Source organism: Streptomyces sp. NPDC059853, from assembly GCF_042731495.1.
GTDB lineage: Bacteria > Actinomycetota > Actinomycetes > Streptomycetales > Streptomycetaceae > Streptomyces.
Genome location: NZ_JBHWJL010000016.1, coordinates 25,517 through 37,041, shown reverse-complemented (window position 1 = coordinate 37,041; position 11,525 = coordinate 25,517). Strand labels below are relative to the sequence as shown.

The following is an 11,525-nucleotide window of genomic DNA, read 5'->3' as shown; positions in this document are numbered from 1 at the left end:
GATCCGCCCATGCCTTGAGAAGCAGCGGACGCCCGTCGAGGGCGTCGGCCGTGGCGATCACGGAGGCGTGACCGACGTCGTGGTACTCACCGAGCGTGAGCTTCCAGAGTTCCGCCGCCTGATCCAACCGGGCCGGCACGGTGTCGAGCCACCCGGAGATCTCGGGGCCGTAGTGCGAGATCAGGCGCTCCCGGCACTCCGGGGAGACCTTTCCAAGCGTCAGCTTCGGCATCAGCTCAGCACGATCCCGTCGGAGACCAGCTCGTCGGTGAGGGCGGGGAACTCTCCCAGCGTCTCCTCCACCAGTGCCTGTACCTTGTCCGTCTCGGCATCCGGGGACGACAGGCGGACCAGAACCCGCCACGGCTGGTCGAGCCGCTGCCCGGTAGCGCTCACGAGGTGCACCTCGGCGTGCTCCCCAGTCGCCTCGTGCAGCCGTTCGGCGAGCCGTCGCGCGGCGATGTTGTAGAGCTTGCCCACGTGGTACACGGGGTTCTTGCCGTTGGCGCCTTCCAGGTTCATCGGCCGCAGCGGCGTGATCAGTCCGTTCACCCGGTTGCCACGGCCCACGACGCCTTCGTCGCCGGACTCGATCGAGCTGCCGGTGTACGTGAGGTACAGCTCGTCCTTCTCAGGAACGTCACGCGCGTTGAGCCGGAACCACGCCTCCGCACCGGGCAGCCGGAGGGCGGCGAGTCTGTGGCACTCGGCGAGCACGCTTTCCGCGTTCCGCACGTACTCGGCCCGGCTGGCGACGAACCGCGACTTCTGCGGGACGCAGAGCACGACGTCGGCCTTCTCCCCGTCCCAGTAGCCCATGAGCTTGACGTCCGACCCGCACCAGGCATGGGTGCGGGTGAACTCGCTGTCCCCGGAGAAGTGGTTCACCAGCTCGCGGACGAACGACTCGAAGGTGTTCTCCGGTGCCCAACCAGTGCCCAGTGAGGTGTCGTTGGACAGCCGCACCCGCCGCTCCCTCAGGTCCTCGATCGACCGCGGGTTGAACCAACGCGTTCGGTCGGGCACGTCGTCACCCGTGAGAACTGCACCCGGGCTCGAATTGCTGGTGATGTTGAAGACGATGTCGAGATGCTCGGAGACCTCGGGGAGCCGTTCGTCGAAGAACGCCCGCACCTCGGCCTCCACGATCTCCTCGACGGGAACCGGCTCACCACCGCACATGGGCGCGGCACGGCCGTTGACGAGCACCCTGATCGGGGCGGTCATCCGGCCGGCACCGTATCGGACCTCGCTCGCGCCGCCGAGAAGGGCGAGCTTGTCGAAGTTGTGGTGCAGGACCGCGCCGAAGCGCGCGATGGTGTGGCGGCTGTAGGCACGGGACAGACGCTCGGCGAGGTGGTCGGCCAGAGTGTCTGGGTGACCGAGCCCTTTCCGCTCGACGATGGTCGTCGCGGCGGGTCTGGCCACGGCGGTGTCGATGACGAGGTGGCTGTTGCCGATGGTCGTGCTGGTACGAGGCATGGCGAACTCCTGTTCGAGATGGGTAAAAGGTGGATGAGTGCGGTCGTTTGCGCACCCGGTCAAGCAGTGAGCGAGTGGGTATTCAGCGCGGGACACCGGCGGCTCGCAGGGCCGCGACAGCCCGAGCCAGTGACGCGTAGGCAGCGGGGGCGTGGTCCTCGGCGGCAAGCCGGTGAATATCGAGGGCCGCGATGAGGTCGATGTCCCGAGGCCGGCGGCGATCGAGCCAGAGCAGTAGGCGCCAGGCCAGAACAGGGCCGCTGAACGGCAGTCGGGTCATGAGTCCGACCGGGATGCGACGGGGCTCCACACCTGCGTACAGCAGGTCGCGTATGAGGTGGAACGCCACGTCGGTGTGGTCGACGACGGCGGGTCCGCGGGCACTGGCCTCCCAGTCGACAACGCTCAGCTGGTGGTCGCCGACCAAGAGATGCTCGGGCTTGAGATCGCCGTGGAGGTAGACGACGGGATGCGATTCAAGGGGCTGGAGCGGCTCGGCCAAGGCTGCCCACCACGGCCGCAGTCGGCAGCGTGAAGAGAGCTGGTTGAGGAGGAAGCTGTGTCGGGGCTCAGGGCACCCTCCTTCATCGCTCCAGCCGGGACCAGGTGCCAAACCGGGCGCAGACCGGTGAAGCCTCTGGCTCAGACCGAGGACGTGGCCGATGTACTCCTCGATCGCTCGATCCGTACGAACGCCACATGGCCTGCCTGGCAGCACGCGGAACACCGACCAGGAATCGGCGTTGCACCTGCCTGTAGCCAGGACTTCCGGAACCGACAGACCCCAGTGAACTGCGTGCCGGACTGACTCGACCTCACGGCGTCGCCGGCGCTCTGGATCAACCCCCACGTAGGTTTTCAGCAGAGCACCGCCGTCGACCGCCCGCTGCGCTCTGGAGAACGGCTTGACGGTCGCGCGGCCGAACGGGCCGTACCGGTGCTCAGCCATCCGTAGCGTCATGTCGTCATCGAGCACGTGACGGCTCCTGTCGGTGCAGGTACACGGGGCGTGGTGATCGTGAGTGTCCACCTCGGGTAGGCGGTACTCGTCGGCGGACAGCGCATGACGAAGCTCCATCAGTAGATCGCTGATCTCACGCGGAACCGAGCTCCCTGGCTGGGCGTCTGCGTTCCGCCAACGTCCTGGTCGTCGAGATCGCCAGCTGATCGGCTGGTGTGATCAGTGAAGCCAGTCGGGGGCGGCGCGGGAACGTTTCTAGGGGGTTTCTCTCTGCGCCGAGGACCTGCCAGCGCACGTCAGCGCGGGTAATCTCCCAACCGCCGATCGGGGCTGACGGAAGGCACGTCGTGACTGGTGAGTCGTTAGCAATGCACCCGCTGACCTTCGTCCGCCAGTCGAGCGGATGGGGGAAGGCCGAGCTCGCCCGGCTCATGCAGGCACGGGGGAAGCAACTGGGTATTCCCCTGGCGACCAATCGCACAACCCTGTGGAAGTGGGAGCAGGGCCAGGAGCCGGACACGGACGCTCAGCGCGTCCTCGCTGACCTGCTGCGTGTTCCGTACGAACAGGCCCAGGCGGAAGGATGGCCGCGATGGCTCCCCGTATGGGAGGTCACGGGACTTACAGCGCCCTGGACGGAGGCCGGTACCGTCGAGGCACTGGCCGATCTGGTGGGGAGCGGACGCATGGACCGTCGGGGGTTCCTCACCATCACGGGGGTCTCCCTGACGGGGCTTGCGGCGAGCTGGGCCGAGGCCCCCTCTGCCTTCGCCTCGGCGCTCGACGGTGATCAGGTCACGGACACGATGGTCTCGACGATCGAGCAGCGCATCAGCACGCTCCGCACGCTCGATGACCAACTCGGAGGTGCACGGCTCCTTGAGCAGGCGCGCGGTGACCTCGGCCTGATCACAGGTCTTCTGATGGCCGGCCGATACACGGACAAGGTCCGTGTACGCCTGTATGCACTGGCGGCCCGGGTGTCCCACCTGACCGGCTGGATGGCCTACGACGCAGGGCTGCGGTCCGCAGGCCAGCGGTATTACGTCGGGGCTCTGCGCAGCGCCCGTACCGCTGCGGACGACGCCTTCGGTGCCTTCGTCTTGGCGGAGATGGGCGTGCATGTCTCTGAGGCTGGGCGGACCGCCGAGCGGGTCGACCTCATCTCGACCGCCATCGACAACGCTCCGCGAGGTCTGTCGCCCTACACCCAGTCCTTCCTCTACCTGCACAAGGCCGAAGCGCTGTCCCGTGACGGCGACCATGAGAGGGCCGGCACGGCACTGAACCGCGCTGCTTCCCTCTGGGAGCGCCACACGGTGCAGGAGAACCCGGACTGGCTGGGCTGGTTCGGTGAGGCGCAGCTGAAATCGACCGAGGGCAAGGTCCTGTTGCGTGCGGGCCAGGTGGAGCGCGCAACAAGCTCGCTTGAGACCTCCGTCCAGAAGGCCGCCCCCCGGGACAAGGCGGTGCGCTCCAGCCGTCTGGCTGAGGCCCGGCTCGCGGGCAACGACCTGGACGGGGCGCTCGATGCCGCGAACTACGGAGTCGAGCTCCTCGAGGACAAGGTCAGTTCCGTGCGGGCCCTGGGCCGCCTGAAGGAGTTCTCGGAGAGGCTCGAACCGCACAAGTCCGTCCCGGCCGTTCGCGAGTTCCGCGAGCGCCTTCAGGCGCTGCCGGTATCAGCGTGATCAGTACTGGCTGCGCACCAGGACTGTGACCGACCGCCTCTGGGAACTGGTGATCAAGGTGCCAGGATGGGCGGCATGATGGCGATCAATGGTGAGGTCGCGGCCGGGTTCGAACCGGTACGCGAGGCATTCGCGGCGAACTTCCTACGGCGCGGAGACGTCGGCGCGGCCGTGTGCGTGTATCTGGATGGTCGGCCGGTGGTGGACCTGTGGGGTGGGGTTGCCGATCCTGACACCGGTCGTCCGTGGACGCGGGACACGCTGCAGCTGGTCTACTCGGCGACCAAGGGGGCGACTGCAACTGCGGTGCACCTGCTGGCTCAGCGCGGCGAGCTGGAACTGGACGCGCCGGTGGCCGCGTACTGGCCGGAGTTCGCCGCCAAGGGGAAGGCGGACATCCCGGTGCGCTGGCTGCTGTCCCATCGGGCCGGTCTGGTTGCGCTGGACCAGCCGGTACCACTGGCCGAGGCGCTGGCCTGGCAGCCGATGGTGGCCGCGCTGGCCGCCCAGCCTCCACAGTGGATTCCAGGTACCGCCCACGGGTACCACGGCCGGACTTGGGGCTGGTTGGTCGGCGAGGTGATCCACCGGGTTTCCGGGCGTATGCCGGGACGCTTCTTCGCCGACGAGATCGCCGCCCCACTGGGTTTGGACTTCTTCATCGGACTGCCCAAGACCGAACGCGACCGGGTCAGCCGGATGGTGTACCAGCAGCCAGACGTCGACCTCACCACCGTGCCTCCCGAGTCGGTTCCCGAGAAACTCCGCGATCTGGTCGCCGCTTGGCGCGACCCGAACTCGTTGACCAACAGGGCGTACGCGGTTACCGACCCGGCTCAGATCGACTTCAATTCTCCCGAGGTGCAGGCCGCGGACCTCCCGTCATCCAATGGCGTCGGGACAGCACGCGGACTCGCGAGGATGTACGCCTCGTTGATCGGCGAGGTGGACGGCGTGCGTCTGCTCACCCCGGAGACCCTCGTGTCGGCGACCGCCCAACAGGCCAGCGGGCCGGACCAAGTGATAGTGGAGCCGAGCCGGTTCAGCTCCGGTTACATGTTGTCCACCGAGACCAACCCCATGATCGGTCCGAGCTCATTCGGCCACACCGGTCGAGGAGGCTCGCTCGGCTTCGCCGACCCCGAGCACGGCATCGCCTTCGGCTATGTGATGAACCAGATCATCGGGGGCCCCGACGACACGCGTGCGCAGTCGCTGGTTGACGCAGTGCGGAGGTCAGTGGCGTAAAGGGGTGGGTGCCCCGTGCCATGGAACACTGCGTCCGCATTGGCCGCCGGCAGTGAGCCCCGAGCGGCGCGCACGAAGGGTGTCGTCAGCGTGACATGCGGATCTAGGACATGCTCACCTCCAAACGGCCTCGGACGCCCTGTCCGTCTCATCGGGAACACCCGTCTCAGCCAGGCGACGAATTGCAAACGCCGCAGGACCGACAGCGCACCGGCCGGCGAGACTGCCGGCGAGCAGTGGCGCATCAAGCCAACGACAACGCCACTGTGCCGGGACGATCTTCGGATACTGCTTGCTTGTGGGTGGCTACAGACGGTACGACGATCGTCATGCATTCTTGGTCTGTGTTGAATGACCGGCAGCTCGCGCTCCTCACCCGCATCCGGGGCGGAGCCGAGCCCGTCACGTCGGACAGCCGGAGCTCGCTACTACGGCCCGTGCGCTCAAGGGGCGGGGCCTGGCCACCATGCCAAGGAAAGGCGGGAAGTGGCAGGCGGAGATCACCGACGCTGGGCGCTTCTACCTGGAACACGGCCATCACCCGGGCCGGCCGGAGCCGGTTCAGCGCATGCGGAGGCCGACAGATCATGGGATGCAGAAGGCCCTTCCAGCGCAGAAGCAGGCCGCTTGCCTCGTCCCCGGTGAGATCCGCACCCCAACGTGCCGCGAAGCCCTCACGGCCGTCGCCGGCGGAGGTCGGATCCGCTCTGATCGCGGAGGTGCAGCAGGCTGGGCGGTTCCCCCGAATTCCGAACCCGAGTGAGGAGGAGCGGGCTCGCTACCGCAGGGCCTTCGACACAGCCCGGCCCGTGTGCCCCCGAGGGGGACCACCTGAAGTACAGCGGGCGGGCGAAGGGGACTTCTTCCTCGGGCTGCTGAGGGTGACCGGCGAGGACGACACCGAGTGGAACCGGATCCGCCTGGCGCGCAGCCGGGTGGTCACCGATGTCGAGGATGTGATCGCCGCAGTGTCGGCGGACCACAGTGCTTTCGAGATCTCGGAGGAGGTCCTGCCCCGGGTTCTCTCGCTGCTCCGACTCCTCGCCTAGCAGGGCCTCGCCCGCCACGGCGAGATCGCGGTGTCCAAGAAGCGCAGGCAACCGAGGCCGCTGCTCACCGTCCACGGCAGGACGTACGAGGTCAGCTTCCGCGAGCGGCAGAAACAGGTCCGATACGTACCCAAGCTGCCGGGCCCGACGTACGTACGACTGGCAACGGGTCAGCCCTGAGCACAGGTACGAGCCGTCCGGTGAGCTCGAACTGTTGATCGGCCAGCACTCGGGCTATGGCTACGGCCATAGCTACGGATGGAAGAAGGAGTGGGCCGACTCCGCCAAGAAGCCTTTGGAGGAGCAGACGGAGTCGGTTTTCCGGGCGCTTAAGGCGCACGCGTAGGAGCAGGAGCGGGCACGGCTGTACAGGAGGCGGAGGAGTTTTTGGCGCCTGCGAGAGGAATGGGAACGGCGGGAGTGGGAGACCGCCGTCGGCGCCGCCTCGGTCAAGGCTGTCCACTCGGTGAGGGCCGAGCGGTTCGACACAGCTCTTGAGCGGTGGAGGTCCGCCGCAGAGATCCGAGCGTTCTGCGTCGCCCTGGACGAGGCCGCCACAACGTCGGATGACGCCCTCGAAACCGGGAGACTGCGGGAGTGGTCGGCTTGGGGAAAACGGAGGCCGACCGGCTCGACACCACCGTGAACGGCAAGGGCCTGGCCTCTCTCGACTTCCACGAGACGCCGACGGACGATCAGCTACGCCCGTTCCTTGACGGCTGGCACCCGCACCGGCGGGAGAAGGACAAGTTTCCGGCACAGCCCGCGCCAGGCAGCGGGTAGGCAGTTGCGGACAGCTCTTAGAGAAGTATTCGCTACATGCAGGCGGGCGTGAAGCTGGAACCGCGACCGCCCGTTTCGCGTCTGCTGCAGTTCTGGAAATAATGGATCAGTTCGAGGCATCGCCCGTACCGTTGGAAGCATCACTGCTGTCGCTGGTGTACCAGGAGGGGGGAGGAGGCACAGGGGTGCGCTGGAACAAAAACCCAATGACGCCTGCAACGTGCGGTAACCGGCGCCCCGATCGCCGCGTGCGATGAGGCGCTGCTCCCAGCGCGTTGACCATTGTCCACCCCTACCTCTGAAGGCCATGAACACGTTCGACCGTTGGTATAAGGGGCTCAGCAGCTTCAACCGGGACCTCGTCCTGCAGCACTTCTGCGCAGAGGCTCCAGTTCCGCTGGGCGAACTTGCTTCTCAGCATGGCCTTCGAGAGCCTGCGCGACAGTGCCGAGCCTTCCTCATGGAGGAGTTCAACCGCAGTGTCGAGGGGGATTCGGTACTCCGTGCCTGGATAGAGCACGCCGAGCTTGACCTGCGGAAGCCCTGCCTCGTCAGTTCGTTACTGGACCGCCATGCCTGGCTTGGCGAGAACGTTGGGGATAGGCTCACCGTCCTCCGCCTGTTCACCGGCATGCGCTGGCTGGACGCGACCATCTCCGCGTCCCCGACCGGACAGTGGATCTTCATGGGTGATCTAGAAGAGTGTGGTGCCGCCACGCTGAGAGCCCTTGATCTTGATGTAGACGAGGCGATGAGCCTGTCGACAGCCTCTGCTCTTCTCGGCGTACGCCAGGTGCCTGTCCCCAGCGACCTCGACACCCTGCGTCAGTGGCTGATCCACTGCTCTCTCGACTGTGAGGGCAACCAGATCTCGTTGCCTCGCTCCGAGCCCCGGTCGACTGAGACCGTTGTCGTCTCTGGCGGGCTGTCCGAGTTGTTCGAGCAGCTGTCCGACCTCCTCATAGTAAATAAAAACGGCGACAGCATCCTCACTCTCGGTGACCTTCTTAGTGAGGCGGAGTCGGCGGACGGAGAGCTTGGAGTGGTCTCGCGCATGCTCCGCGACGCCACCTTCACGGCGGACAAGGGCTGGGTTGTGCCGGATCGCTCCACCGATTCCGAGCGGCGTCGGGCACTGCGAGGCGAGGATGCCTCGGCGGTGCCGAATGCTACGGAGGGTAATAGCCCTTCTAGTGCGAGCGAGGAAGTCAAAGGTGGGGAAGCAGGGAGTGCCGGACCCATTCCCCTTGCAGAGGCGCTGGCGGATGGTGCCAGCGAAACGAGTCTGGAGGCGTCGCCTGGAGACCTCATCGCGCAGCTTCTCAAAGACTGCGCTGAGGGCATGAGCACCTCGTTCATCGAGAGTGCACTGGACGGAGTCGTGCCACAGAGGGAAGTGACGGAGGCGCTCTTCACGGATGCGCGCTTCGCGATCACGACCAGGGGAGCCTGGCGTCTCCAGGACGGCTCCGACACGACCGCACCCTCCGCTGCAGCGATTCCGGCCCAAGGGCTGCCCTCTCGAGAAAAAGAAGCATCTGCTTCGATCACCGAGGCTGCTGGCGGCGCCGGCTCGCGCGGCGGGCTACAACGTGAGCGCGAACGCCTTGACAAGGTGGAGGCCGCCTTGCGTGAGGCGGACACCCCGCTGACTGTCGAGGAGCTGAAGGAGCGCACGGGCGTCGCCATCGGGGTCCAGTATCTCCGGCAGCAGATCGATGGGGATGCCCGCTTCAGCCGGAGCCAGCGGAACCAGTGGGCGCTGACCGAGTGGAACCTCCCGGTGTACAAGCCGATCAAGGAACTGATCTCTGACATGGTCGATGCGCACGGCGGTCAGGTTGAGGCAGACAAAGTCGTGGCGCTTCTCCGCCGAGACTTCGACATCAAGGAGTCCAGCCTGCGAGCCGCCATGTCCATTGTGCCCTTCACCGCACGCGGAGGGATCGTCCGCCGTATAGGTGAAAACCTGGACGTTGGCTCCGAGGAAGCAGCTGTCCCCGCAGCCCGCACCGTTGAGACCGATGCGTCGGCTGAGCAGCAGCCACGCCCCGTCGACGAGGCCCCCGACGTGGACGACCTCATGGACCACCTGGGGTTGATCTGATGGTGGCTTCCCCTTTCCTCCGCGACTGCGGCACGGAGGCCGACTACCGCAGCGACCGCAACAACCTTGTTGAGGACTTCTACTTGCCGGCCCTCGCCGCCTCCACCGCCTACGACCGGGCCGTGGGCTATTTCGCTGCATCCGTGATCGCCACGCTCGGGCAGGGAATTGACGAGTTCACCGCGCGCGGCGGCACCATGCGGATTATCGCCTCCCCCTACCTTGACCCGGCCGACATCAAGGACATTGAGAACGGCTACGAGCTGCGCGAAATCCTCCAGCGAGCTGCCCTTCGCGACCTGGAGCAGGCGGTCGAGGACGCGCGGGCGGCCCGGGGTCTTGGCAAGCTCGGACAACTGGTCGCCGAGAACCGAGTCGATTTCAAGCTGGCTTATGTCGAAGAGCGTGGTCGCGTCGGCATGTACCACGAGAAGATCGGTATCTTCCGGGACGGCCGAGATATCATCGCCTTCAAGGGCAGCGCTAACGAGACCCGCTCCGGTCTTGTCGGTAACTTCGAGGCGATCGAGGTCTACCGGAGCTGGGACCCGAGCGATGCACGCCGGGCCGCGCGCATAAGTAAGGACTTCGATGACCTCTGGGAGAACCGCACACAGATGCTGCGCGTCATCCCGTTCACCGAGGCCGCCCAGGTGATTGTCGAGCGCAGCGCCCGGGCCACCGCCGACCAGTACGAGCTGGACGACCTTCCGACCGGCGGAACCCCCATCCGCACGACGCCGCTGCCTTCTCCTGGCACGCTTGCGATCCCGCCCAGTCTGAAGGTTCGCGACTACCAGAAGGAAGCTGTCCAGAACTGGTTCCGCAACCAGTGCCGAGGCATCCTCCGCATGGCCACAGGCACAGGCAAGACTCTGACCGCCCTTTCCGCTGCCTCCCAGCTCGGCACGCTACTTCGGAAGAACGATGCGTCCGCCTCACTCCTCACCGTCGTCGTGGCCCCGTACCAGCATCTGGTCGACCAATGGACCAAGGACATCGAATGGTTCGGCGTGGCACCGTTGAGGGCCTACGAGGCGACCAGTCATTGGTCCCCACGCGCACACAGCCTGCTTCAGAACATCGCCCTCGGCGGTACTCGAGACGGCATCATCGTCACCACCAACGCCACTTTTGGCGGCGATGCCTTCCAGAATTTGCTCAGCTCCTATCGGGGGCGATTCCTCCTCATCGCGGACGAGGCCCACAACCTCGGCGCCGCGCACCTGCGTACCCGCCTCCCGGAGAAGGCCCAGTACCGCCTCGGCCTCTCCGCCACCCCGGAGCGCTGGTTCGATGAGGAGGGCACCAACGCCCTCACCGGCTACTTCGACCGAGTCGTCTTCGAGATGGGCATCGGTGAAGCCATTCGCCGTGGCGCGCTCTGCCGCTACACCTACACGCCCATCCTCGTGGAGCTGGACGAAGAAGAAGCTGAGCTTTACGCAGTGACCAGCGCGAAGATCGCCCGTCTGATCGCGGCCGGCACAGACCTGAAAGAGACCGCTGACCGGGACAGCCCGCTCGGCCGACTCCTGAAGAAGCGCGCCGACATCATCGGCCACGCTCGCGGCAAGCTGGAGATCCTCCGTGCGGAGATCGAGAAGCGCCGGGACACCAGCCACCAGCTCATCTACTGCGCCGAGGGCAAGCACCCGCTCCTCCACGAGCACGGAACCGATGGCGCGCGCCAGATCGACCAGGTCATGGAGATGGTCGGCAATGAGCTGCACATGCCGGCTGCCCGCTACACCTCGGAGACGAAGCGCTCGGCCCGCCTGAACGTCCTGCGCCGCTTCGAGAATAACGACCTCCAGGTCATCTCCTCCATGCGCTGCCTGGACGAAGGCGTGGACGTCCCGGCCTCCCGGACCGCCTACCTCCTCTCCAGTTCCTCCAATCCCCGCCAGTTCATTCAGCGCCGCGGCCGCGTCCTGCGCAAGGCGCCCGGCAAGGAGCGCGCGGACATCATCGACTTCGTCGTCGTGCCGCCTGCGGGCGGGGACGCGATTCAGTACGAGACCGAACGCAGCCTGCTCCGTCGCGAGCTGGCTCGTGTTGAAGAGTTCGCCTACCTCGCTGACAACGAGGGGGACACCCTCAATGTCCTCCGCCCCGTGCGCGAGCGCTACGGTCTCTTTGACACCTGAGACCCCACTGCAAGTTCCTCCCTTCCTTCCCTACTGCTACCTCGAACCAGGAGT

General features: G+C 66.3%; 8 protein-coding genes and 1 pseudogene. 6 read left to right on the top strand and 3 right to left on the bottom strand.

What is annotated here, in order from left to right; all coding sequences use genetic code 11:
- The 3 genes and pseudogenes from ACFV5N_RS03395 to ACFV5N_RS03385 form a co-directional block, all read right to left on the bottom strand.
- A pseudogene (locus ACFV5N_RS03395) lies at positions 1 to 232 on the bottom strand (phosphotransferase); the annotation flags it as partial.
- Entirely contained in the window at positions 232 to 1,482 is a 1,251-nt protein-coding gene (locus ACFV5N_RS03390) for a methionine adenosyltransferase (protein ID WP_385593421.1), read from the bottom strand. The gene ACFV5N_RS03390 and the pseudogene ACFV5N_RS03395, both read right to left, overlap by 1 nt.
- Before the next feature lie 82 nt (positions 1,483 to 1,564).
- Positions 1,565 to 2,458, bottom strand: coding sequence for a phosphotransferase (locus tag ACFV5N_RS03385; protein WP_385593418.1), 894 nt, complete (start codon positions 2,456 to 2,458; stop codon positions 1,565 to 1,567).
- 353 nt (positions 2,459 to 2,811) lie between these two features.
- Between ACFV5N_RS03385 and ACFV5N_RS03380 the strand changes: the two genes are divergently transcribed.
- The 6 genes from ACFV5N_RS03380 to ACFV5N_RS03355 all read left to right on the top strand — a co-directional run bounded on the left by ACFV5N_RS03380 (position 2,812) and on the right by ACFV5N_RS03355 (position 11,471).
- Complete coding sequence (locus ACFV5N_RS03380; RefSeq protein WP_385593416.1) at positions 2,812 to 4,134, top strand: transcriptional regulator; 1,323 nt, start codon at positions 2,812 to 2,814, stop codon at positions 4,132 to 4,134.
- A gap of 75 nt (positions 4,135 to 4,209) precedes the next feature.
- Positions 4,210 to 5,382 carry a serine hydrolase domain-containing protein gene (locus tag ACFV5N_RS03375; RefSeq protein ID WP_385593426.1) on the top strand — a complete coding sequence of 391 codons (1,173 nt, stop codon included), beginning with the start codon at positions 4,210 to 4,212 and terminating at the stop codon, positions 5,380 to 5,382.
- A gap of 881 nt (positions 5,383 to 6,263) precedes the next feature.
- Complete coding sequence (locus ACFV5N_RS03370) at positions 6,264 to 6,431, top strand: hypothetical protein (protein ID WP_385593413.1); 168 nt, start codon at positions 6,264 to 6,266, stop codon at positions 6,429 to 6,431.
- 606 nt (positions 6,432 to 7,037) lie between these two features.
- On the top strand, positions 7,038 to 7,214 hold the full coding sequence (locus tag ACFV5N_RS03365) for a hypothetical protein (protein WP_385593410.1): 177 nt from the start codon (positions 7,038 to 7,040) through the stop codon (positions 7,212 to 7,214).
- Positions 7,215 to 7,521: 307 nt separating this feature from the next.
- The gene (locus tag ACFV5N_RS03360; RefSeq protein ID WP_385593407.1) at positions 7,522 to 9,321 is read left to right on the top strand and encodes a hypothetical protein; all 1,800 of its coding nucleotides are present in this window, start codon (positions 7,522 to 7,524) and stop codon (positions 9,319 to 9,321) included.
- Positions 9,321 to 11,471, top strand: a complete 2,151-nt coding sequence (locus ACFV5N_RS03355) for a DEAD/DEAH box helicase family protein (RefSeq protein ID WP_385593404.1) — start codon at positions 9,321 to 9,323, stop codon at positions 11,469 to 11,471. Before ACFV5N_RS03360 ends, ACFV5N_RS03355 begins: the two co-directional genes overlap by 1 nt.
- Positions 11,472 to 11,525: the final 54 nt, after the last annotated feature.